The organism is Streptomyces sp. GESEQ-4 (assembly GCF_017948455.1).
GTDB lineage: Bacteria > Actinomycetota > Actinomycetes > Streptomycetales > Streptomycetaceae > Streptomyces.
In genome coordinates this window covers 606,131-629,635 of record NZ_JAFFSU010000001.1, presented here as the reverse complement: position 1 = coordinate 629,635, position 23,505 = coordinate 606,131, and the positions used below count along the sequence as shown (strand labels likewise).

Below are 23,505 nucleotides of genomic sequence, written 5' to 3'. Positions count from 1 at the left end.
GAGGAAGTCATGGAGCTGCACCACGAGTTCACCGTGCCCGTCCCGGTCGACGACGCCTGGCGGACGCTCCTCGACATCGAGCGGGTCGCACCCTGCATGCCGGGCGCGAGCGTCGAGGAGTACGACGGCAAGACCGTGACCGGGTCGGTGAAGGTCAAGGTCGGCCCGATCACCGTCACCTACAAGGGCACGGCCGTCTTCGAGGAGCAGGACGAGTCGGCACACCGCATGGTCCTGATCGCCGGCGGCCGGGAGACCCGCGGCCAGGGCACCGCACGCGCCACGGTCACCGGCACGCTGAGCGAACGCGACGGCGGTACGGCCGTGTCGGTGCGGACCGATCTGACGGTGACCGGACGTCCGGCCCAGTTCGGGCGCGGGGTGCTGGCGGAGGTCGGCGACCGGCTGGTCGGGCAGTTCGCCGCATGCCTCTCCGAGCGGCTGGGCGAGACGGTGGGCGCCGGGGAGACCGCCGCGGAGACCGAGGAGTACCCGGACCAGCCGCTGGACGTGTTCCGCCTCATCGCGATACCGGTCGCCAAGCGTGCGGCCGGGATCGCGGGGGCGGTGGCGGCGGTGGTGCTGGTGGTCGTGGGGGTGCGGCGGATCTTGGGGCGCCGCGGCTGAACGGTGGGCAATCCCCTGCCCGACCGGCCCGCCGACCTGGTCCGCCGGCTCAGCGACCCCGCGGCAACCTGTGCAGCTCCACGTCCGTGAGGCGCGCGTCGGCCACCGTCGCCGTCATGTACGTGCAGTACGGCTGGCGGCGCCGGTCGGTCGGGGAGCCGGGATTGAGCAGGCGCAGCCCGTTGGGGGCGGTGGTGTCCCACGGGATGTGGCTGTGGCCGAAGACCAGGACGTCCAGGTCGGGGAAGCGCGCGGCACAGCGGGCCTCCCTGCCCTGGGCGGAGCCCGTCTCGTGGACGGCCCCGAACCGCAGACCGCCGAGTTCGGCGTACGCCGCCTCGGGGAGCCGGGCCCGCAGCTCGGGGCCGTCGTTGTTGCCGTACACGCCGATCAGTCTGCGGCTGTGGGACTCCAGCAGGTCGAGCGTGGCCGTGTCGACCCAGTCGCCCGCGTGGAACACCACGTCGGCGTGCGGGAGTTCGGCGAGGAGCTGCGCGGGCAGCGCCTTGGCGCGCTTGGGGAGATGAGTGTCGGACATCAGGAGCAGGCGCACCTCGTCAGCCTAAGCCGCGGTGATCGGCGCCACGCGGTTGACCCTGCGCGTGGTGGCCCAGGCAAACGGGTTAGCATCGGGCGACGCCCACCGTGCCACAGTGGAAACGGGAAGCGAATTAAGGGGGCTTCAGCCGGATGCCGGTCAAGGTCAGCGTCGTCGTCCCGGTGTACAACCCCGGGCCATATGTCGAGGATTGCATCGCCTCGCTGCTGCGGCAGTCCCTGCCGCCCGACGAGTACGAAGTCATCTTCGTCGACGACGGCTCCACCGACGAGACCCCGGCCCGCCTCGACGCGCTCGCCGCCGACCACCCCGGTCTCGTCCAGGTCATCCACCAGGAGAACTCCGGCTGGTCGGGCAAGCCCCGCAACGTCGGCATCGCCGCCGCCAAGGGCGAGTTCGTGATGTTCGTCGACAACGACGACTACCTGGGCGACGAGGCCCTGGAGCGGATGTACGACTACGGCGTGGCCAACGGCGCCGACGTCGTCGTAGGAAAGATGGCCGGCAAGGGCCGCGGCGTTCCGGTGGAGCTGTTCCGCCGCAACCACCCGCACGCCACCGTCGAGAACGCCCCGCTGATCGACAGCCTCACCCCGCACAAGATGATCCGCCGGGAGTTCCTCGACCGGATCGGTCTGCGCTTCCCCGAGGGCCGGCGGCGGCTGGAGGACCACGTCTTCATCGCCGAGGCGTATCTGCGCGCGGACAACGTCTCGGTGCTCAGCGACTACGTCTGCTACTACCACGTCAAGCGGGACGACGCCTCGAACGCGGGCTTCCAGCGCTTCGACCCCGTCGGCTACTTCAAGAACCTCTGCGAGGCCCTCGACGTCGTCGACCGCTACACCGAACCGGGACCGCTGCGGGACCGGCTGCACCGGCGCTGGCTGCGGGTGGAGATCGTCGAGCGGATGCGTGGCCGCAGGCTGCTGGCGATGCCCGCCGACTACCGCAAGGAGCTCTTCGACGCGATGCGCGGCGTCGTCGTCGAGCGGTTCGGGCCGGGTGTCGCGGCCGGGCTGCAGCCGACCCAGCAGGTCGTCGCCGCCCTGATCGCCGCCGACCGGTTTGCCGAGGTCGAGGCCTTCGCCGAGTGGGAGGGCTCCGTCGTACCGAAGGCCGCGCCGGAGAGCCTCACCTGGCAGGACGGCACGCTGCGGATCGACTTCACCGCCGAGTACGTGTCGCGCGGCAAACCCCTGCTGTTTCCCGCCGACGGGGAACGTACGCCGCTGGACGTGTCCGACCCGGTCGCCTGGGTCTCCGCGGACACCGCCGCCCGGTTCGGCGAGGCCCGAGTCGACCTGCTGCTGCGCCAACGCTCCAGCGCCGCCCAGTACTTCCAGCCGGTGGAGTTCACCCGCGAGCGGATCGAGGACGAGGACGGTGTACGGCTCCAGTTGCGCGCCGGGGCCACCGTGGATCCCACGGCCGTGGCGGGCGACGGCGCGTGGGACGCGTACGTCCGGGTCCGGCTGGGCGGCTGGACCAAGGAGTGCCGGCTGGGTCCGGCCCCTCGGGATGCCCGCCGCGCCCCGCACGCCGGTGTGGTGGGCGGCCGTGTGGTGCTGCCGTACTGGACCGAACCGCACGCCAACCTCTCCCTGGACATCGACCGCGCGAGCACCCGCCTCGGCCTCGGCGGGCTGTCTCCGGATGCCGTCTCGGTCTCCGGCGGCCGGCTCCGCGCCGCGCTGCCGCTGTACGTCGCCGGTGACACCGAGGTCCTGCTGCGTGTCAGCTCCGGTGACGCTGAGGTGGACGTGCCCGGCACCCTGTACCCGGACGGATCCGGGGCGCGGCTGGAGGCCGTCCTGCCCGCCGACCGTCTGAAGGGCGCGACGTGGAAGGTGGCGATCAGTCCGCGTACCGCCGCACCGCGCTTCCTCGCGCTGCCGTTCACCCTCACGGCCGGTGTCGGCGGGGTGCGCGTGGTGCGGAAGCGGCAGCAGTCTCCCAGCGCGCTACGACGGCTGCGACGCGCGCTGGGCAGGGTCGTACGAAAGGCGGCGGCCCGCATCAGGAATCGGAGGACGTGAACGGATGCGACCACTGGGGATCGAAGGTGCCTGGGTGCTGGAGCCCAAGGTGTTCCCGGACGAGCGTGGCAGTTTCCACGAGTGGTTCCGCGGTGAGGAGTTCCGCGAGGCCACCGGATACGACCTGACGCTCGCCCAGGCCAACTGCTCGGTCTCCCGCCGGGGCGTGCTGCGGGGTCTGCACTTCGCCGATGTGCCGCCCGGCCAGGCCAAGTACGTCACGTGTGTGCGCGGTGCCGTGCTCGACGTGGTGGCCGACATCCGGGTGGGGTCACCGACCTTCGGGCAGTGGGAGGCGGTGCGGCTCGACGACGACACCCGGCACGCCGTGTTCCTCGCGGAGGGGCTCGGGCACGCGTTCATGGCGCTCACCGACGACGCGACGGTGATGTACCTGTGCTCGACCGGGTACGCGCCCGGTCGTGAGCACGGCGTGGACCCGCTGGACGCGGACCTGGGGATCGAGTGGCCCCGGGACATCCCGCCGGTGCTGTCGGAGAAGGACGCGGCCGCGCCCTCGCTGGCGGAGGCGGAGCGGTCCGGGCTGCTGCCGTCGTACCAGGACTGCTCCGCCTACTACCGGCGGCTGCGCGGGCTCAGCGACTGACGCTGAGCTGCTCCACGCTGCGGCGCAACGGCTCCCAGCCGCGGGACCGCTTGGTTCCGCGGTTGCGGGCCCGCACGAGCGGCGCCCAGAAACCGGCCTCGACCAGCGTCTCGGGCTTCACCGCCGAGGTCCGTTCCAGGATCGTCTCCGGCACCTTCTGCGGGTCGGGGACGACGTACTCGGCGAGGATCTCGTCGTATTTGTCCGAGAGGACAGTGTTGCCGGGGTCGGCGCCGAAGACGACGAGCTGGCCGGTCGGCTGGGTGTCGACGAGGACGGTCACCAGGTCGGGGCGGAAGCGGTTCAGCACCTCGACCATCTTGTAGACGTCGCCGGTCCAGGCGCCGGTGTGCCGGTCCCGGGCGGCCTCGTCGACGTTGCGCGGCAGCATGTCGTCGAAGACGATGACGCTGGCCCAGTCGGAGTGCTTCTCGACGTTGATGAAGTCGCGCAGCGTGTACTCGAAGAGGTGCATGCCGTCGATGAACGACAGGTCGAGGGTGGTGCGCTGCCAGTGGCCGAACGGGCTGCGGTTGCGGGCCAGATTGCGCAGCGGGTGCCGGCCGCCCTTCAGATGCCCCAGCGGGTTCTGACGGGCGAAGAAGTCGTCGCTCGTCGCCTTCGCCAGATGGACGTCGCAGCGGATCTCCGTGACCACCTTGAACGCGGGATCGATCGCGATGCTGGGCACACGCGACAGTGTCAGGCTGCGGCCGTCGTTGACACCGATCTCCAGGTAGTTCCGGTTCGCGCTGACCTTGTGGAGTTCCCGCAGGAACTCATGACGTTTCACGACGTAATCTCCTTGCGGATATGGGGCATTGCTTCATTCAGGGCGTCCCGCCAGTCGCGCGGAGCCGGCAGGCCGATCTGCTGCCACCGGCCGTGCGCGAGGGCGCTGTAGGCGGGGCGGGGTGCGGGCCTGGGGAAGGCCTCGCTGCCGGTGGGGCGCACCCGGTCCGGGTCGGCGCCGAGAAGCCGGAAGACTTCCCGGGCCAGCTCGTACCAGGTGGCCTCGCCGGAACTCGTGGCGTGGAACACGCCGTGCGCGCCGGGGCCGACGCGGGGGCCGAGATCGGCGATGCGTGCGGCGACGTCGGCGCTCCACGTGGGCTGTCCGCGCTGGTCGTCGACGACGTCCAGGGTGTCCCGGCGTCCCTCGAGCTCGATCATCGTACGGACGAAACTGCGGCCGTGGACGCCGTAGAGCCAGGCGGTGCGTACGACGGCGCCCGCGGCCGGGAGTTCCTCCAGTACGGCGCGCTCGCCGGCCAGCTTGGTGCGGCCGTACGCGGTGCGCGGGGCCGGGGGGTGGTCCTCCGGGTAGGGGGCTGCGCGGTCGTCACCGGCGAAGACGTAGTCGGTGGAGACGTGGACCAGACGGGCGCCGCCCGCCGCGCAGGCGCGGGCCAGCAGTCGCGGTCCGTCGCCGTTGATCCGCAGGGCCCGCTCCTCGTCGCTCTCGGCGTCGTCGACGGCCGTGTAGGCCGCGCAGTTGACGACGACGTCCGGGCGGTGCTCGGCGAAGGCGGCCGAGACGGCGTCGGGCCGGGTGATGTCGAGAGCGGCGTGGTCCAGGGCGACCACGGGTGCGCCCCGGCCGCGCAGTTCATCGACCAGGTCGCGGCCGAGCATGCCGCTCGCTCCGGTGACCAGCCAGTTCATGCGCTCTCCCGTGCGACGCGCTGCTTGAGCGGCTCCCACCAGGCGCGGTTCTCCCGGTACCAGGCGACGGTGTCGGCGAGGCCGGTGGCGAAGTCGTGGCGGGGCCGGTAGCCGAGTTCGGTGCGGGCCTTGCTCCAGTCCACCGAGTAGCGCAGGTCGTGGCCCTTGCGGTCCTCGACGTGCTCCACCCGGTCCCAGCCCGCGCCGCAGGCCTCCAGGAGCAACCCGGTCAGCTCCTTGTTGCTCAACTCGGTGCCGCCGCCGATGTTGTAGACCTCGCCGGGGCGGCCCTGGGTGCGGACGAGTTCCACGCCCTGGCAGTGGTCGTCGACGTGCAGCCAGTCGCGGACGTTGAGTCCCTCGCCGTACAGCGGGACCTTCTTGCCGTCGAGGAGGTTGGTCACGAACAGCGGGATGACCTTCTCGGGGAACTGGTGCGGGCCGTAGTTGTTGGAGCACCGGGTGACGCGCACGTCCAGGCCGTGGGTGCGGTGGTAGGCGAGGGCGAGCAGGTCGGAGGAGGCCTTGGAGGCGGAGTAGGGCGAGTTGGGGCTCAGCGGGTGGTCCTCCGGCCACGATCCGGTGTCGATGGAGCCGTAGACCTCGTCAGTGGAGACGTGCACGAACGTGCCGACACCGTGCCGCAGGGCGGCGTCCAGGAGGGTCTGCGTGCCCAGGACGTTGGTGCGTACGAAATCGGTGGCGCCGGTGATCGAGCGGTCCACGTGGGACTCCGCCGCGAAGTGCACGACCTGGTCGGCCCGGGACATCAGCTTGTCCACGAGCTCGGCGTCGCAGATGTCGCCCTGCACGAACTCCAGCCGGGGATGGTCGAGTTCGAGGTTGTCGAGCGTGCCGGCGTAGGTCAGTTTGTCGAGCACCGTGATGTCGGGGCCGTCGGCGGCGAGCAGCGTACGGACGTACGTCGAGCCGATGAACCCGGCGGCGCCGGTGACGAGGAGGTTCATGTGTGGATCTGCACCTTGCTGTGGTCTCCGAGGACGAGTCGATGAGCACTGGGCACGTTCGGCGCCGGGGTCACCTGGACGTGCCGCCCGATGAGGGAGCTCTCGATGCGGCCCACTCCGTCGATCGAGGAGTCCCGCAGGACGATGGAGAACTCCAACTCGCTGTGGGTGATACGGCAGTTCTCCGCGACGGAGGTGAACGGGCCGATGTAGGAGTCGCTGACGACGGTTCCGGCGCCGATGACGCAGGGGCCGACGATGCGTGAGCCGGTGACGCGCGCGCCTTCCTCGACCACGACCCGCCCGATGGTCTCGGACCGCTCGTCCACCTCGCCGTCGATGCGGCGTTCGAGGCCTTCCAGGACGGTCCGGTTCACCTCGAGCATGTCGACGACGTTCCCGGTGTCCTTCCAGTAGCCGTGGATGACCGTGGAGCGGACGTCGGCGTGGGCGTCGATGAGGTGCTGGATGGCGTGAGTGATCTCCAACTCGCCGCGCCAGGACGGCTCGATGGCGCGCACGGCCTCGTGGATCACCGGGGTGAACAGGTAGACGCCGACGAGGGCGAGGTCGCTCTTGGGGTGTTCCGGCTTCTCCTCGAGGCCGATCACCTGCCCGGCCGCGTCGAGTTCGGCGACGCCGAAGGCGCGCGGGTCGGGGACGCGGGTGAGCAGGATCTGGGCGTCGGGGCGGTTCGCGCGGAAGCCGTCGACGAGGTCGGTGATGCCGCCGACGATGAAGTTGTCGCCGAGGTACATCACGAAGTCGTCGTCGCCGAGATAGTCACGAGCGATCAGTACCGCGTGAGCCAGCCCGAGCGGCCGCTCCTGCGGGATGTACGTGACCTGCAGGCCGAACTTGGACCCGTCGCCGACGGCGTCCTCGATCTCGGCCGCGGTGTCGCCGACGATCATGCCGACTTCGGTTATGCCTGCGGCGGCGATGGACTCCAACCCATAGAACAACACAGCCTTGTTGGCGACCGGTACGAGTTGCTTGGCCGATGTATGGGTGATCGGCCTCAAGCGCGTACCGGCGCCCCCGGACAGCACGAGAGCCTTCATCTGGTTCACCATAGCCTCGTTCGGCGGAAAGGGAACGTTAACCCTTTATTTGATCCGCTCGAGAACGATCTCGCTCCAGACCTGCTTGCCGCCGCTGACCGGGACGGTCCCCCAGGACAGCGACATGGCCTCGACGAGCAGGATGCCACGGCCGCCGGTGGCCTCCCAACCGATGCTGGTCGGCTTGATCGGGCTGCGGGGCGAGGCGTCGGCGACCGCGACGCGCAGCCGGTGGTTGACGAGGGTGAGGTCGAGGCGGACCCGGCCGTCGGTGTGCACCAGGGCGTTGGTGACCAGTTCGGAGACCACGAGCGCGACGGCGTCCTGTTCCTCGGTCACGCCCCAGGCGCGCAGGGTGCGCCGGGTGAAGCGGCGGGCGTGCCGGACGGCCTCGGGGACGCGCCACACCGTCCAGCTCTCCCGCAGCGGGCGGATGTCCATGCCGTCGTAGCGCAGCAGGAGCAGGGCCACGTCGTCGCTGCGGCGGGCGTTGCCGAGGAGGCCGTCGGCGACGAGGCCGAGGTGGGCGGGGTCGGAGCGGGCCAGGTCGCGGGCGAACCCGTCCATGCCCTCGTCGATGTCGGCGTCGACGGACTCGACCAGACCGTCCGTGGTGAGGGCGATCAGCGTGCCCGGCTGCAGTCCCAGCGGGCTCATCGGGAACTCGGCCTGCTTCACCACGCCGAGCGGCGGGCCGCCCTCCGCCTCGGCGATCTCCGTGCTGCCGTCCGGGTGGCGCAGCACCGGCGGCAGATGGCCGGCCCGGACGCACCAGGCGGAGCCCTCCTCCAGGTCGATGTCGACGTAGCAGCAGGTGGCGAAGAGGTCGGTCTCCAGCTCCATCAGGAGCCGGTTGGAGTGGGAGACCACGACGTCGGGCGGGTGGCCTTCGGCGGCGTACGCGCGCAGTGCGGTGCGCATCTGGCCCATGAGGGTGGCGGCGGCGGCGCTGTGGCCCTGGACGTCGCCGATGACGAGGGCGACATGGTTGTCCGGCATCGGGATCACGTCGTACCAGTCGCCGCCGAGCTCCAGTCCCGCGGTGCTGGGCAGGTAGCGGGCGACGGCTTCCGCGCCGGGCAGTTTGGGCAGGCGGCGCGGCAGCAGCTGGCGCTGGAGCATGCCGACGAGCTCGTGCTCGGCGTCGAAGGCGCGGGCCCGCATCAGGGCCTGCCCGGCGAGGCCGGCGGAGGCGGTGAGCAGGGCACGTTCGTCGGGCCCGAAGTCGTGCGGGAGGTCCCAGCCGATGAGGCAGGCGCCGGCCATGCGGCCCGCGCCGGGCAGCGGCAGCACGGCGAGGCCGCCCGGGCCGACCTCGGCGAGCGCGGGTTCCAGCGCGGTGCCGGCGGGCCAGATCTGGGCGCGGCCCTCGCGCAGGGCGGCGGCGAGGGTGGGCATCGCGCGCACGGGCGCGTCCGGCCACTCGGTGCGCCACTCGGCGCGCCACACCTCGGGCCAGGACTCCGGCTCGGGCGGGTCGAGGACGGTGACGACGAGCCGGTCCGCCTCCAGTTCGGCGAGCGCGATCCGGTCGGCCCGCAGCGGCCCGCGCAGCGCCGTGACGACGGCCTTGCCGACGTCGCGTACGGTCCCGGCGATGGCCAGCGCGGCGGCCAGCCGCTGAACGCGGGCCACGTCGGTGACGTCGGAGCGCAGCTTGGACGCGTCGGCGACGGTGCCGACGAGCCGGGCCGGGCGGCCCTCGCCGCCGGGCGCCAGCCGGCCGCGCAGCCGCAGCCACTTCGGCGGGCCGGCCGGCTGCAGGACCCGGAACTCCAGCTCGCGCTCGCCGATGGACATGTGGTCGGCCTCGACGACGGACATCAGGGACGGCAGGTCCTCGGGGACGGTCAGGCCGAGCAGCGTCTCGACCCGGCCGTCGAAGTCCGCCGGGTCGAGACCGAACAGCTCCAGGATGTCGTCGCCGATCTCGACGCGACCGCTGTCCATGGCGAGGCTGAACTCGCCCGAGGGCAGTTCGCCGCCTTCGGCGGACGCTGTCGGCACGGGCGAGACGACGGCGTCGGCAATCAGTTCGAGACAGGCCCGGTCGTCGGTGTCGAAGCCGTCGGGGTTGTCACTCAGGGCGACGAGCGCGCTACCGCCGGCGCCGTGCACGGGCAGGGCGGCCAGGAAGAACTCGCGGGAGGGCACGCGCCGTGCCTCGGCTCCCTCGGCGAGTTCCGGCGGGCCGAGCCACACGGCCTGCCCCAGGCGGTGGGCGTCGGCCACCGGGGACCGTCCGGACACCGGGTAGCTGTCGCGCAGTCCGTAGAGCGTCCTGGGCACACCTGCCGACTCGACCAGGCACAGTGCTTCGCCGTCTCCGCTCGGGGTGTACACGGCGGCGAACGAGGCCCGCGCGAAGACGAGGATCTGTTCGAGGATCCGGCGCAGCCGGTCGGGGGACTCGGCATCGGCCGTCAGCGTCTTGAGGGCGGTTTCGGCACGCAGGGTTCGCGTGCCGCGTTCCGCATCGCCCTCAGTGACCACGTCCGTCATTACAGCGCGTATGGGGCGCGTGCGCAGCCCCTGTGACGGTTCGGTGGCTACGCGCCCTCCCCTGCGCGTGCCGCGCCCGGCTTCGTGGGGCGCTCGCCGTGCGCGACGGCCCGGCAGGAGAGAGATTTGATCCCGGGAACCCGTCCGCGCGGCCCTGCGAGGAGGTGGTCGGCGTGTCCGAGGGGCAGCAGCCGCCCGCACAGGCGCCGGCGGCCGCCAGAACGCGGGTCGGCCGACCGCTGCTGTCGCTCGCGCTGGCCTCGATGATGGACGAGGTGCACGCGCACTCCGGCGCGGTGTATCTGCTGGCCGCCGACGAGCCGGTGCTGGAGATGGCGGTCATGGCGGGGCTGCCCCGGGCGTTCGCCGCCCCGTGGGAGCGGGTCGGCCTGAGCGCCCCCATCCCGGTGGCGGACGCACTGCGGGAGCGGCGGCTGGTCTGGATCGCCGGCGAGGAGGACATGGCACGCCGCTATCCGCGCATCGCCGTGGTGCTCCCGTACCCGTTCGCGCTGGCGGCGCTGCCGGTGGCGACGCCGACCACCCAGTACGGGGCCGTGTTCGTGACCTGGCCCGGGGCGCATGCGCCTCAGCTGTCCGACCGGGAGCGGGACCACCTGACGGCCGCCTGCGACCGGCTCGCGGTACGGCTGGAGCGGGCCGTGCAGGACAACCGCCCGCCGCATCCCGAGCCGGATCTGCTGTCGGCGCCGCTGCTCGGCGGGGCGGCCGGCACGCTCGGCACGGTCGAAGCGGCGCGGATGGTGGCGCGGCTGCCGTACGGCCTGTGCTCGCTCGATCTGCACGGCCGTATCTGCTTCGCCAACGCGGCGGCCGCCGAGCTGATCGGGAAGCCGGTGAGCGGGCTGCTGGGCACGCAGCTGTGGGCGGCGGTGCCCTGGCTGAACGACCCGGTGTACGAGGACCGCTACCGGGCGGCGCTGTTCAGCCAGCAGTCCACGTCGTTCGTGGCGCTGCGTCCGCCGGGTGACTGGCTGTCGTTCCGGCTGTATCCGAGCACGACCGGGCTGAGCGTGCGCATCAACCGGGCGCGGGCCGTGGCCGAGATGAGCAGGGCCGGGCCGAAGCCGGGTGGTGCGCCGGCCCGGCTGGTCACCATCTCCCAGGTGCTGAGTCTGGCCGGCGCGCTCACCGAGGCGGTGAGCGTGCAGGACGTGGTGCAGCTGGTCGCCGACGAGATCGCGCCTGCCGTGGGCTGCCAGGCCCTGGTGCTCCTCGGCTCGCGCGGCGGCCGGCTGCATGTGCTGGGGCATCGCGGCTACCCGGATCCGGACATCGTGGAGCGGTTCGACGGACTGCCGATGACCGAGCGGACGCCGGGCACCCACGCCCTGACCACCGGGGTGCCCGCGTTCTTCGAGTCCCGGGAGCAGCTGGAGCGCCTGTACCCGCTGCGGCAGGCGACCCCGGACGGCTTCGCTGCCTGGGCGTATCTGCCGCTGATCGCCTCCGGCCGGCCAGTGGGCACCTGTGTGCTCGCCTATGCCGAGCCGCACCCCTTCCCCGCCGACGAGCGTGCGGTGCTCAACAGTCTGGGCGGGCTGATCGCGCAGGCGCTGGAGCGGGCCCTGCTCTACGACGCCAAGCACCAGCTCGCCCACGGACTGCAGGCGGCGCTGCTGCCGCACTCGCTGCCGCAGCTGCCCGGTATCGACGCCGCCGCACGCTATCTGCCCGCGACCCAGGGCATGGAGATCGGCGGCGACTTCTACGACCTGGTGCCCAGCCTGCCGCTGGCCGCCGCGGTGATCGGGGACGTGCAGGGGCACAACGTCACGGCGGCGGGGCTGATGGGGCAGCTCCGTACGGCCGTACGTGCGTACACGGCCGTCGGGCAGGCTCCCGAGGAGGTCATGCGCAGCACCAACCGGCTGATGATCGACCTGGGCGCCGATCTGTTCGCCAGCTGTCTGTATCTGCGGCTCGATCCCGCGCGCGGGCGGGCCGTGATGGCGCGGGCGGGGCATCCGCCGCCGCTGCTGCGCCGGGCGGACGGCCGGGTCCGTGTGCTCGACCTGGCGGGCGGTCCGCTCCTTGGCATCGACGCGTCGGCCACGTATCCGACGACGGAGGTCGACCTCGCCCCCGGCTGTGTCCTCGTCCTGTACACCGACGGGCTGATCGAATCCCCCGGCATCGACATCGAGGACGCCCTCGCCGATCTCGGGCAACGGCTCGGCGAGGCCGGCGACCTGCCCCTGGACGAACTGGCGGACCGCCTGGTGGAGCGAAGCGCGACGACCGAGGAACGGCTGGACGACGTGGCGCTGCTGCTGTTGCGGGCGCGGGAGTGAGGGACTTCAACGATCCCCGACGCAGGGGCGATCCGGCCCCACACACAGGCGATCCGGCCCTCCCGCCGGAGGGCCGGACCACGTTCCTGCGGATCTGCTCGGATCCGTGCGCCGGAATCGGTGTGTCAGTTCACGCCGCCGGAATCGGTGCGTCAGTTCACGCCGACGCCGTTGCCGACGATCTCGCCGAGGCCGTTGCCCGTGCCCTCGGCGTTGCCGGCACCGGCTTCCTCGCCCGCTCCGGCCTCTTCACCGGCACCGGCTTCCTCACCGGCGCCCGCTTCCTCGCCCGCTCCGGCGTCTTCACCGGCACCGGCGTCCTCGCCCGCGCCCGCTTCGTCGCCGGCGCCCGCGCCGCCGCCCGCCGCGTCGCCGAGGGTCGCGCCGACCGCTTCCAGGGCGGTGGTGACCGGCTGGAAGAACGTCTCGCCGCCGACGGTGCAGTCACCGCTGCCGCCGGAGGTCAGGCCGATGGCGCTGCCGTCCTGGGTGAACATCGAGCCGCCGCTGTCGCCGGGCTCGGCGCAGACGTCGGTCTGGATGAGCCCGGTGACGGTGCCCTCCGGGTAGTTCACCGTGGCGTTGAGGCCGGTGACGGTGCCGTCGGCGAGGCCGGTGGTGCTGCCCATCCGGAAGACTTCCTGACCGACGGCGGCTTCCGCGGCCTGGACGATCGGGACGGTCTGGTCGCCGAGGTTGACCTCGCTCGGGGCCTCGGTCGCCGGGTCGTCGTACTTGACGAGCGCGAAGTCGCCCTCGCCGGGGAAGACGGCCTGGTCGACGGTGGCGATCGGCGCCCCGGCCTCGGAGTCCGACCACGCCTCGGCCGCGACCCCGCAGTGCCCCGCGGTGAGGAAGGCGGGGGTGCCGTCGCCCGCGGTGACGTTGAAGCCGAGGGAGCAGCGCGAGCCGTCGGCGAAGATGGCGTCGCCGCCCGACGCGAACGTCTTGAAGGTGCCGGCGGACTTCTTGATGGTCGCCATGTCTCCGCCCAGGTCCTGGACGGTCGACTCCAGTCTGTCCCAACTGGCGCCGGTGACCGTGGAGTCGGCGGTGACCTGGATCTTGTTGGTGCGCGGGTCGACGGCCCAGGCCGTGCCCGGGATGGTCGCCTCGGACTTCAGCGTCGCCGCACCGGACTCCAGCTCGGCCATGCTGTTGTCGACCTCGCGGACCTCCGCGCCGGCCTTCTTGGCCTCCACGATCACGTTGTTGTTGTCGCCGCCGACCACGTTGACGACCAGCTGCTGGTCGGCTTCGTCGTAGTAGGAGCCGGCGAAGGCGTCGCCGAGCAGCCCGGCGAGCTGCGAGGCGAGGTCCGAGGCGTCCGCCGCCTTCAGAGTCTTGGGCGCGGCGCCGTCCGACGCGCCGTCCTGGGACGCGTTGGCGTTGGGCAGCAGAATCGCGGCCGCGCCGAGCGCCACGATGCTGCCCGCCGCTATCGCGGCCTTGCGCTTCGGAATTCGCTTGTGACTCAAACTTCTCGACCTCCCGGGGACGGGGTCTGTGCTGCCGTGCGGCAACTGTTGGGGCGCCTGGATGGCCATGGGTACGCAGCGGGCGCTCGGGGCGTTCAATTCCGCTTACGGGCCACGGCGATTCGGCCACGGTCGGCGTCCCACGCGCGGGCGCCGGGAGCAACACCCCATATGACGATGAGCCAGACGTTGGGCGACCACCGCGCGATGACGACGGTGCAGCAGTCCACGTCGTTCCAGCGCGCGGTGACCGGCGCGGATGGCTTGATCGAATCGGTGGTGCCCAGGCTGGGCCGCCGGATGGCGTGCGCCGGCACGTGCGCCCTACTGGCCTGACACGTTCAGTATTCGATCAATTACGGTCTGCTTGAAATCACGATCGGAATCCCGGCTTCAGCGAATCTGCACATTGAATACGCAACCAAGTCACCGTGGTCGAGGGTTCTGCACATGCCCGCGCCCCACGGCACGCCTTTGTGGCCGGAGTGTCGGATTCTGCCGCGCGACCGGAAGGGGGTCGCGCGCGCCAATGCGGTGCCGGATGTGAAGAACTCGCCGCCGAGCCGTGCGCACGCCTGCACGGAACGGGGCGTGTGGGACTCAAGTGTCCTGGTGAGGCCACTGGTTGATTGGAAGCCCACGGTGGCCGCGTGCTTTGATCCGTTGCACCGCGGGGGCCGCGAAGGGACCCCGGAAACGGGTGCCCGGCACCTGCGGTTCGCGGCCTTCGGTCTGTCCCCCAGAAGGGGGCCGCTCCCCCCTTGTGAGATATCCATATGAAGGGAAGTTCCATCATGAACTCCACCCCCCAGGTTGAGACCGTCGAGATCTCCGACGCCGAGCTGGACAACGTCTCCGGCGGTCTGTCCGTGAACGCCCTTGGCACCGTCACCGGCATCGTGGACGGCATTGCTCCGGTTTCCGGCCTGGTCGACACGGTCGTCGGCACCGTCGAGGGCGCCACCGGCCTGAACACCGCGCCGGTCACCAGCCTGGTCGCCGGTCTCTGATCGCAGCCTGTTCCGTAGAGTCCCGGAGCCGTACACCGGTTCCGGGACTCTCGGATGCCATCCTTCAGCCGGTTCGGGAGAGCCGGTCCGTTGTCGTTTGCAGGTGAGGGAAAGTTCCGTGCAGTTCCGCCAGCAGGCCCTCGCCAAGCTCCAATCGCCGGAGGAACTCGACCTTCCGGTGCGTTTCGCCCGCCCCCAGGGCTGGCTCGTCCTCTCCGTGACGGTGGTCGTCATGGCGGCCGCCTCGGTATGGGCGGTGACCGGCTCGGTGGCCTCCACGGTCAGCGCGCCCGCCATCCTCACGCACGGACAGGGCAGTTACATCCTGCAGAGCCCGGTCGCCGGCCAGGTCACCGCGATCCTCGCCGAGGAGGGCGAGCAGCTGCCCGCGAACTCGCCGGTGTTGAAGGTCCGTACAAGTGAGGGCGACACCGTCGTCCGCACCATCGCCGCCGGCCGGCTCACCGCGCTCGCCGCCACCATCGGGCAGATCATCTCCACCGGCGCGAACGTCGCCGCCGTAGAGAAGGTCGCCCGCGCCAAGGACCCGCTGTACGCGACGGTGTACGTGCCCGCCGAGAACGCGGCCTCCATCCCCGAGAACGCGACCGTCGACCTCACCGTGCAGTCCGTGCCGACCCAGGAGTACGGCGTGCTGCGCGGCCATGTGAAGTCCGTGGACCGCTCCGCGCAGTCGGCGCAGCAGATCGCCGCGTTCCTCGGGGACAGCCAGTTGGGCGAGCAGTTCACCAAGGACGGCAGGCCGGTGGCCGTGCTGGTCAGGCTCGACAAGAAGAAGAGCACGAAGAGCGGCTACAAGTGGTCGTCCGCGGACGGTCCGCCGTTCGCCCTCACCTCCATGACCTCGGCCGAAGGCCAGATCCGGCTGGACGATCAGCGTCCCGTGGATTGGCTGCTGCCGTGAGCGCCGCACAGGAGACCCGCGGCAGGCGCCGGGCCGCGCCGCCGAAGCGCCGGCCGGTGCCCAAGGGCCGGGGCAAGAGCGTCCGTACGCCCACCGTGCTCCAGATGGAGGCCGTCGAGTGTGGCGCCGCCTCCCTCGCCATGGTGCTCGGCCACTTCGGACGGCATGTCCCGCTGGAGGAACTGCGCATCGCGTGCGGCGTGTCCCGGGACGGCTCGCGCGCCAGCAACCTGCTGAAGGCGGCGCGCAGTTACGGCCTGACGGCCAAGGGCATGCAGATGGACACCGCGGCCCTCGCCGAGGTGAAGGCGCCCGCGATCCTGTTCTGGGAGTTCAACCACTACGTCGTCTACGACGGCATGGGGCGCCGCCTCGGCCGCCGCGGGGTGTACATCAACGACCCCGGCAAGGGCCGCCGTTTCGTGCCGATGGAGGACTTCGACTCCAGCTTCACGGGCGTCGTCCTGGTCATGGAGCCGGGCGAGGAGTTCACGAAGGGCGGCCGGAAGCCGGGCGTCCTGGGTGCGATGCCCGCCCGGCTGCGCGGCACCGCGGGCACGATGCCCGCCGCGGTGCTGGCGAGCCTGCTGCTGGTGGTGGTCGGTGCGTCGGTGCCCGCGCTGAGCCGCACGTACATCGACATGTTCCTCATCGGGGGCCAGACGTCCCTGCTCGGCGTGCTGTTCGCGTCGATGGGGACGTGCGTGCTGCTCACGCTCGTGCTGACGTGGCTGCAACAGGCGAACCTGCTGCGCGGCCGCATCATCTCCTCCACGCTCTCCAGCGCCCGCTTCCTGCGCCATCTGCTGCGGCTGCCGGTGACGTTCTTCTCCCAGCGCAGCCCGGCCGACCTGGTGCAGCGCCTCCAGTCGAACGACCAGGTGGCCGAGACGCTGGCCCGCGACCTCGCGGCGGCGGGCGTGGACGCGGTGGTGGTGGTCCTCTACGCCATCCTCCTCTATACGTACGACCCCCAGCTCACCTTCGTCGGCATCGGCGTCGCTCTGCTGAACCTGGTGGCGATGCGGGTCGTCATCCGGCTGCGCGCGACCCGGACGGCGAAGTTGCGCGCGGACAGTGCCCGGCTCACCAACACCGCGTACACGGGCCTGCAGTTGATCGAGACGATGAAGGCGACCGGCGGTGAGGACGGCTACTTCCGCAAGTGGGCCGGGCAGCACGCCACCACGCTGGAGGAGCAGCAGCGACTCGGCGTGCCGAGCGCCTGGCTGGGCGTGGTCGCACCGACGCTCGCGACCCTCAACAGCGCGCTGATCCTGTGGATCGGCGGCATGCGGGCGGTCGAGGGCGGTATATCCGTCGGCCTGCTGGTCGCCTTCCAGGCGCTGGTCACCCGCTTCACCGCCCCGATCACCCGCCTCAACGGCGTCGCGGGCCGCATCCAGGACTTCGCCGCCGACGTGGCCCGTCTGAAGGACGTCGAGAACTTCCAGGCCGACCCGCTCTACGGCCGCTCCGGCACCGGCGACTCGACGCGCCGCCTGCACGGACACGTCGAGCTGCAGAACATCACCTTCGGCTACAACCCGCTCGACAAGCCCCTGCTCACCGGCTTCGACCTGACCGTGGGCCCGGGCCAGCAGGTCGCGCTGGTCGGCGGCTCCGGCAGCGGCAAGTCCACGGTGTCCCGCCTCATCTCGGGCCTCTACACCCCCTGGGACGGCGTGATCCGCATCGACGGACAGCGTCTCGACGACATCCCGCGCGGCGCACTCGCCGCCTCCGTCTCCTTCGTCGACCAGGACGTCTTCCTCTTCGAGGGCACCGTCCGGGACAACGTGGCGCTGTGGGACCCCTCGATCCCGGACGAGGCGGTGGTGGACGCGCTGCGGGACGCGGCGCTGTACGACGTCGTCATGCGCAGGCCGGGCGGGATCCAGAGCCGGGTCGAGCAGGACGGCCGGAACTTCTCCGGCGGACAGCGGCAACGCCTGGAGATCGCGCGGGCGCTGGTGCGCAGGCCGAGCATCCTCGTCCTCGACGAGGTGACCAGCGCCCTGGACGCGGAGACCGAGCTGACGGTGATGGACAACCTGCGCAAGCGCGGCTGCGCCTGCGTGGTCATCGCGCACCGGCTCAGCACCGTGCGCGACAGCGACGAGATCGTCGTACTCCAGCACGGCACGATCGTGGAACGCGGGCGGCACGACGCCCTGGTTGCGGCGGGCGGCACCTACGCCGCGCTGGTCAAGGAGCGGTGAGATGACGTCCGTTCACGAAGGCGACCTGGTCCTCGGCGCGCTGGGTCAGATGGGCACGCCGATCGACTGCACCGGGCTCAACCGCCTCGATCTCGAAGGCCCGCAGGTGCTGTGGCTGGTCGCGTCCGGCGCCATGGACCTGTTCGCGGTCGACGCCGAGCAGCAGGGCCACTGGCACCACCTCGGCCGCCTGGAGACGGGCTCGCTGCTGCTCGGCCCTGTCCCGGGTCCCCAGCACACCCTGGTCGCCCGCCCGTCCCGCGGCTGCGTCGTCCACCGCATCGGGCTGCGCGAGCTGTACCAGCCCGCGAACACCCAGACCTGGTCGTACGACGAGTACGGCAACCCCCAGTACGTCCCGCCCACGACCAGCCCGCTCGAGTACGCCCTCGCGCTCGGCGTCGGCCGCAGCCTGTCGATCCTCTTCCAGGCGCCGATGGCCGGCGACAACGCCGCCGCGCCCACCGACGACGACGTGTTCTGGATGCAGGTCCCGCCGGGCAGTGTGCAGTACGGCTCCCTGTACGGCGCGGAGGCCGCCGCCGACCTGCTGATGGACCCGGGTGTCTGGCAGGGCATGGTCGACCAGCAGTACCGGCTGCTGGCGACGCTGGACCGCTGGATCGAACAGCTGGAGCGCACCCACGAGACGCGGACGGCTGCCGGTATCAAGGCCGGTGAGGCGGTGCGCGCCGAGGCCGACCGGACGCTGCTCGCGTCGATCGGCAAGTCGTCGGCGAAGCGTGCGACGGCCGCCGACGCGGACGCCTCCTACGCCGCGTGCAAGCTGGTCGCCCAGGCCTCGGGGATCACTCTCGCGGAGCCCGCGCAGACCGGCACCGGAAGTGACCGGCTCGATCCCGTCGAGCAGATCGCCGTGGCCTCCCGCGTCCGCACCAGGGCCGTACGCCTGGACGGCCGCTGGTGGCGGGACAACGTCGGCCCGATGGTCGGCCACCGGGCGCTGTCCGGAGCGCCGGTCGCCCTGCTGTGGCGGCGCGGCGGCTATGTCGCCGTCCATCCGGCGACCGGCCGGGAGACCCCGATCGAGAAGGCCAACGCGGAGGAGTTCGAGCCGCGTGCCGTGATGTTCTACCGTCCGCTGCCGGACCGCGGGCTCACCCCGCTGCGGCTGCTGCGGTTCAGCATGCGGGGCACGAGCGGCGATCTGACGAGCCTCGTCATCAGCGGCCTGGTCACGGTGGCCATCGGCGCGCTGGTGCCGATCGCGACCGGCAAGGTGCTCGGCGAGTTCGTGCCGAAGGCCCAGACCGGGCTGATCGTGCAGGTCTGTCTGGCGGTGATGGTCAGCAGCGTGGTGGCGGCGGCGTTCATGCTGCTGCAGAACCTGACGATCCTGCGCCTGGAGGGCCGTATCGAGGCGACGCTCCAACCGGCCGTCTGGGACCGGCTGCTCAGGTTGCCGACGAAGTTCTTCACCGAGCGGTCGACAGGCGAGCTGGCCAGCGCCGCCATGGGCATCAGCTCGATTCGCCGGCTCATGGCGGGAGTCGGCCCGGTGGTCGCCCAGTCATTGACGGTCGGCGTGATGAACCTGGCGCTGCTGTTCTGGTACAGCGTCCCGATGGCCCTCGCCGCGATCGGGATGCTCGTGGTCATCGCGGCGGTGTTCCTGGGGCTCGGGCTGTGGCAGGTGCGCTGGCAGCGGCGGCTCGTCGTACTCGGCAACAAGCTGAACAACCAGGCCTTCCAGACGCTGCGCGGCCTGCCGAAGCTCAGGGTCGCGGCGGCCGAGAACTACGCCTACGCCGCCTGGGCGTCCGAGTTCGCCCGCAGCCGCGAGTTGCAGCAGAAGGCGGGCCACATCAAGAACCTCAACGCGGTGCTGAGCGCGGTGTATCTGCCGCTGTGCACCCTGCTGATGTTCATGCTGCTGGCCGGTCCGGCGCGCGGCGAGATGTCGGCGGCGGCCTTCCTCACCTTCAACACGTCGGTGACGATGCTGCTGACCTCGGTCACCCAGCTCACCGGCGCCTTCGTCTCGGCGGTGGCCGCGCTGCCGCTGTTCGAGGAGATCAAGCCGGTGCTCGACGCGACACCCGAGGTGCGCACGGCGAGCACCCGGCCGGGACCGCTGACCGGAGCGATCGAGACACGACGGCTGTCGTTCCGGTACTCGGACGACGGCCCACTGGTCCTGGACGACGTGTCGTTCGAGGTGCGGCCGGGCGAGTTCGTGGCGATCGTCGGCCCCAGCGGCTGCGGCAAGTCGACGCTGCTGCGGCTGCTCATCGGCTTCGACAAACCGGTCTCGGGCAGTGTGCTGTACGACGGCCAGGACCTGGCGGCGCTCGACCAGTCCGCCGTACGCAGGCAGTGCGGGGTGGTGCTCCAGCATGCGCAGCCGTTCACCGGCTCCATCCTGGACGTCATCTGCGGCACCGAGCCCTACACGCCTGACGAGGCGATGGCCGCCGCGGCGATGGCGGGGCTCGCCGAGGACATCCAGCGGATGCCGATGGGGCTGCACACGATCGTCGCGGGCAACGGCGCGATATCCGGCGGCCAGCGGCAGCGGCTGATGATCGCGCAGGCGTTGATCCGGCGGCCCCGCATCCTCTTCTTCGACGAGGCGACCAGCGCGCTCGACAACGAGACGCAGCGCACGGTCATCGAGAGCACGAAGGCTCTCAACGCCACCCGCATCGTCATCGCGCACCGCCTGTCGACGGTGCTGGACGCCGATCGCGTCATCGTGATGGAGGACGGGAAGGTCGCCCAGCAGGGGCCGCCTGCGCAGTTGCTGGCGGATACGGGTGGGCGGCTGCATGAGTTGGTTCGGCGGCAGATGGCGTAGCGGTCCGCTGGGGTGCCGCGATGGGTCGTTGGTCTTCTGCGGCGCCGTCGTGGCTGGTCGCGCAGTTCCCCGCGCCCCTTTGGGGGCGCTTCAGTCCCGGCCGGGGATCGGGGCGCCGGAGGGGACTCCCGCCTCTACCCAGTTTGCGTAGACCTCCTCCCACGGTGCGGTTGTCCCGGCGTGTGGGCCCTCGAAGTGGTCGTCCCTGGCTCGGGCGTCGAGGGCGGTGAGGCAGACGTCCCAGCCTGCGCCGTTGCGGGCGGCGGTGTTTTCGGCGGCCAGGATGTTGGTGAGGGTGAAGCGGGTGCGCTTGTCGTCCAGGGCTTCGAGGTCGAAGTGGAGTTCGTCGCCGCCCCACTCGAAGGAGAGGTGCCGGGGCTCGTCCACGGCGAGCACCGTGCCCGTGGTGTCCTCCAGGGCCGGGTCGCCGCTGAACTTGACCGTGCCGCCGGGGCGCAGCTCGATCTCGGCGCGGGACGGGAACCAGTGGGCGAGTTCGTCGGCGTCGGTGACGAACTGCCAGACGCGGTCGACGGGATGGTCGTAGGTACGGGTGAAGCGGACGGCGGGGCGGCCGTCGTCCAGGGTCAGATAGGTGCCGGTGCGTTCGACGGACATGGTGGATCAGTCCTTCGGAGAGGGGTCCTCGGTGGGGTCGTCCGACGTCTCGTCCAGGCGGCGGCCCAGCGCGTCCAGGCTGCGGTTCCACAGCTTGCGGTACGGGGCCAGCCAGGCGTCGAGTTCCTCGATCGGCGCCGGGTCGAGGGCGTAGACCCGGCGCTGCGCGTCCTGCCGAACCCGCACCAGACCGGCATCCCGCAGCACCCGCAGATGCTTCGACGTGCTCGGCTGGCTCAGCCCGGATGCCTCCACGATCTCCCCCACGGGCCGCGGCCGCTCCAGGAGCAGCGCGACGATGGCCCGCCGGTGGGGATCGGCGAGGGCGGTCCAGAGGGCGGCGTCGGACATGAGTCCAATATGCCTCTGCGGTTATATTCCTGTCAAGGCATACTCGGCGCCAGGCGTTGCCCACATCACACGACCCCTTCTCAGCGAAACGTTGCCGTTTCGCAGAAACAGGTCTAGCTTCGATGTGTACGAAACAGTTTCGTTTACGGTCTCTTGACCTTCGACGAACCTGTTCACCTCCGAACGACTTCCCTGGGTGGTTCCCGATGTCCCAGAAAACCCTGTCCGAAGGCGCCCGCGCGGGCGCCGCGGCGTCGACCGAGGCGGCCTCCGGCAAGCGGTGGTGGATCCTCGCGATCGTCGCGCTCGCCCAGTTGATGGTCGTCCTCGACGCCACGATCGTGAACATCGCCCTGCCGTCGGCCCAGGCCGACCTCGGCTTCTCCGACGGCAACCGGCAGTGGGTCGTGACGGCGTACGCGCTCGCGTTCGCCTCCCTGCTGCTGCTCGGCGGACGGATCGCCGACCTGTTCGGCCGCAAGACCGCCTTCCTCGTGGGGGTTGCCGGCTTCGGTGCCGTCTCCGCACTAGGCGGCGCAGCGACCAGCTTCGAGATGCTGGTCGCCGCCCGTGCCCTCCAGGGTGTCTTCGGCGCCCTGCTCGCGCCCGCCGCGCTCTCCCTCCTCAACACCACCTTCACCGACGCCCGCGAGCGCGCCAGGGCGTTCAGTGTGTACGGCGCCATCGCCGGCGCCGGCGGTGCGGTGGGCCTGCTGCTCGGCGGCATCCTGACCGACGCGCTGGACTGGCGCTGGACGCTGTACGTCAACGTGGCCATCGCCCTCGTCGCCTTCGTCGGCGGCTGGATGCTGCTGAGCAACCACCGCGACGCGGCCGGCTCCAAGCTCGACGTGCCCGGCACGATCCTGGTCGCCGGTGGTCTGTTCGCGCTGGTCTACGGCTTCTCCAACGCCGAGACGCACGACTGGTCCGCGCCGCAGACCTGGGGCTTCCTGCTCGCCGGCGGCGTTCTGCTGGCGGCCTTCACCTGGTGGCAGACCCGTGCGTCGCACCCGCTGCTGCCGCTGCGCATCCTGCTGGACCGCGACCGTGGGGCCTCGCTCCTCGCCATGCTGATCACCGGCGCCGGCATGTTCGGTGTGTTCCTGTTCCTCACCTACTACCTCCAGCTGAACCTGGGCTTCAGCCCGACGAAGACCGGCGTGGCCTTCCTGCCGATGGTCGCGGCGCTGATGGTGGCGGCGCAGGTCGGCACCACCATGCTGGTGCCGCGGCTCGGCCCCAAGGCCGTGATCCCACTGGGCTTCGCGATCGCCACGGGCGGCATGGCCTGGCTGACCGCCATCGGGCTCGGCTCGGACTATGTGAGCGCGGTGCTGCCGCAGCTGATCGTCATCGGCGTGGGCCTCGGCCTGGTGATGCCGCCGGCCATGCAGATGGCCACCGGCGGGGTGGCCGCCGAGGACGCGGGCGTGGCCTCCGCCACCGTCAACGCCATGCAGCAGGTGGGTGGTTCGATCGGCACGGCGCTGCTCAACACGCTCGCCGCGAGCGCCGCGACGAGCTACCTCTCCGGCCGGGACGCCACGAACAAGCTGGTGCAGGCACAGTCCACGATCGAGAGCTACACCACCGCGTTCTGGTGGTCGGCGGGCTTCTTCGCGGCGGGCGCGGTGATCGCGTTCCTGCTCTTCCGCCGCGGGGTGCCGCAGCAGGACCCGGACGCCGCACCGGTCGTCCACATGTGAGCGGTACCGCCTCCCGACCGAGGGGCCG

Annotated in this window: 19 protein-coding genes; 10 read left to right on the top strand and 9 right to left on the bottom strand. The window is 71.2% G+C overall.

Going from position 1 to position 23,505, the window contains the following annotated elements:
- Positions 1-9 precede the first annotated feature (9 nt).
- Positions 10-627 (top strand): SRPBCC family protein, encoded by a 618-nt coding sequence (locus tag KCH48_RS02835; protein WP_210570022.1) that lies wholly within the window; start codon positions 10-12, stop codon positions 625-627.
- A gap of 49 nt (positions 628-676) precedes the next feature.
- Here the strand turns inward: KCH48_RS02835 and KCH48_RS02830 are convergent, their stop codons facing one another.
- Entirely contained in the window at positions 677-1,180 is a 504-nt protein-coding gene (locus tag KCH48_RS02830) for a metallophosphoesterase (protein ID WP_210570021.1), read from the bottom strand.
- A 137-nt stretch (positions 1,181-1,317) separates the two neighbouring features.
- Here KCH48_RS02830 and KCH48_RS02825 point away from each other — a divergent pair, with 137 nt between their 5' ends.
- Together KCH48_RS02825 and rfbC are read left to right on the top strand one after the other, a co-directional pair.
- Positions 1,318-3,225: a glycosyltransferase family A protein gene (locus KCH48_RS02825; RefSeq protein ID WP_210570020.1), complete on the top strand. Its 1,908-nt coding sequence runs from the start codon at positions 1,318-1,320 to the stop codon at positions 3,223-3,225.
- A gap of 4 nt (positions 3,226-3,229) precedes the next feature.
- Positions 3,230-3,832 carry a dTDP-4-dehydrorhamnose 3,5-epimerase gene (rfbC, locus tag KCH48_RS02820; protein ID WP_210570018.1) on the top strand — a complete coding sequence of 201 codons (603 nt, stop codon included), beginning with the start codon at positions 3,230-3,232 and terminating at the stop codon, positions 3,830-3,832.
- On the opposite strand, the gene KCH48_RS02815 is transcribed toward rfbC, so the two are convergent.
- From KCH48_RS02815 to KCH48_RS02795, 5 genes are read right to left on the bottom strand one after another with little or no spacing between them, the layout of a single operon-like run.
- Positions 3,822-4,625 (bottom strand): class I SAM-dependent methyltransferase, encoded by an 804-nt coding sequence (locus tag KCH48_RS02815; RefSeq protein WP_210570017.1) that lies wholly within the window; start codon positions 4,623-4,625, stop codon positions 3,822-3,824. The two genes, rfbC and KCH48_RS02815, sit on opposite strands and share 11 nt — an antisense overlap.
- Positions 4,622-5,497, bottom strand: a complete 876-nt coding sequence (gene rfbD / locus KCH48_RS02810; RefSeq protein ID WP_210570014.1) for a dTDP-4-dehydrorhamnose reductase — start codon at positions 5,495-5,497, stop codon at positions 4,622-4,624. Before rfbD ends, KCH48_RS02815 begins: the two co-directional genes overlap by 4 nt.
- Entirely contained in the window at positions 5,494-6,465 is a 972-nt protein-coding gene (rfbB, locus tag KCH48_RS02805) for a dTDP-glucose 4,6-dehydratase (protein ID WP_210570012.1), read from the bottom strand. The genes rfbD and rfbB overlap by 4 nt, the downstream gene beginning before the upstream one ends.
- A complete protein-coding gene (locus KCH48_RS02800) occupies positions 6,462-7,529 on the bottom strand; it encodes a glucose-1-phosphate thymidylyltransferase (protein WP_210570010.1) in 1,068 nt (355 codons plus the stop codon). Before KCH48_RS02800 ends, rfbB begins: the two co-directional genes overlap by 4 nt.
- Before the next feature lie 45 nt (positions 7,530-7,574).
- Positions 7,575-10,031: a SpoIIE family protein phosphatase gene (locus KCH48_RS02795; protein WP_210570008.1), complete on the bottom strand. Its 2,457-nt coding sequence runs from the start codon at positions 10,029-10,031 to the stop codon at positions 7,575-7,577.
- Between the two features lie 164 nt (positions 10,032-10,195).
- On the opposite strand from KCH48_RS02795, the gene KCH48_RS02790 reads away from it, so the two are divergent.
- Positions 10,196-12,346 carry a SpoIIE family protein phosphatase gene (locus tag KCH48_RS02790; RefSeq protein WP_210570006.1) on the top strand — a complete coding sequence of 717 codons (2,151 nt, stop codon included), beginning with the start codon at positions 10,196-10,198 and terminating at the stop codon, positions 12,344-12,346.
- Between the two features lie 152 nt (positions 12,347-12,498).
- On the opposite strand, the gene KCH48_RS02785 is transcribed toward KCH48_RS02790, so the two are convergent.
- The gene (locus KCH48_RS02785; RefSeq protein ID WP_210570004.1) at positions 12,499-13,824 is read right to left on the bottom strand and encodes a S1 family peptidase; all 1,326 of its coding nucleotides are present in this window, start codon (positions 13,822-13,824) and stop codon (positions 12,499-12,501) included.
- A gap of 177 nt (positions 13,825-14,001) precedes the next feature.
- Here KCH48_RS02785 and KCH48_RS02780 point away from each other — a divergent pair, with 177 nt between their 5' ends.
- The 5 genes from KCH48_RS02780 (at position 14,002) to KCH48_RS02760 (ending at position 20,799) form a co-directional block, all read left to right on the top strand.
- Positions 14,002-14,160, top strand: a complete 159-nt coding sequence (locus tag KCH48_RS02780) for a hypothetical protein (protein WP_210570954.1) — start codon at positions 14,002-14,004, stop codon at positions 14,158-14,160.
- 458 nt (positions 14,161-14,618) lie between these two features.
- Positions 14,619-14,834 (top strand): type A2 lantipeptide, encoded by a 216-nt coding sequence (locus KCH48_RS02775; RefSeq protein WP_210570002.1) that lies wholly within the window; start codon positions 14,619-14,621, stop codon positions 14,832-14,834.
- Positions 14,835-14,952: 118 nt separating this feature from the next.
- A complete protein-coding gene (locus KCH48_RS02770) occupies positions 14,953-15,759 on the top strand; it encodes an HlyD family efflux transporter periplasmic adaptor subunit (protein WP_210570000.1) in 807 nt (268 codons plus the stop codon).
- Entirely contained in the window at positions 15,756-17,981 is a 2,226-nt protein-coding gene (locus tag KCH48_RS02765; RefSeq protein WP_210569998.1) for an NHLP family bacteriocin export ABC transporter peptidase/permease/ATPase subunit, read from the top strand. The genes KCH48_RS02770 and KCH48_RS02765 overlap by 4 nt, the downstream gene beginning before the upstream one ends.
- 1 nt (position 17,982) lies before the next feature.
- Complete coding sequence (locus KCH48_RS02760) at positions 17,983-20,799, top strand: NHLP bacteriocin export ABC transporter permease/ATPase subunit (protein ID WP_210569997.1); 2,817 nt, start codon at positions 17,983-17,985, stop codon at positions 20,797-20,799.
- A 90-nt stretch (positions 20,800-20,889) separates the two neighbouring features.
- Here the strand turns inward: KCH48_RS02760 and KCH48_RS02755 are convergent, their stop codons facing one another.
- Both KCH48_RS02755 and KCH48_RS02750 read right to left on the bottom strand, forming a co-directional pair.
- A complete protein-coding gene (locus KCH48_RS02755) occupies positions 20,890-21,417 on the bottom strand; it encodes an SRPBCC family protein (RefSeq protein ID WP_210569996.1) in 528 nt (175 codons plus the stop codon).
- A 6-nt stretch (positions 21,418-21,423) separates the two neighbouring features.
- On the bottom strand, positions 21,424-21,768 hold the full coding sequence (locus KCH48_RS02750) for a helix-turn-helix transcriptional regulator (protein ID WP_210569995.1): 345 nt from the start codon (positions 21,766-21,768) through the stop codon (positions 21,424-21,426).
- Positions 21,769-21,974: 206 nt separating this feature from the next.
- On the opposite strand from KCH48_RS02750, the gene KCH48_RS02745 reads away from it, so the two are divergent.
- Positions 21,975-23,477: an MFS transporter gene (locus KCH48_RS02745; RefSeq protein WP_210569994.1), complete on the top strand. Its 1,503-nt coding sequence runs from the start codon at positions 21,975-21,977 to the stop codon at positions 23,475-23,477.
- Positions 23,478-23,505: the final 28 nt, after the last annotated feature.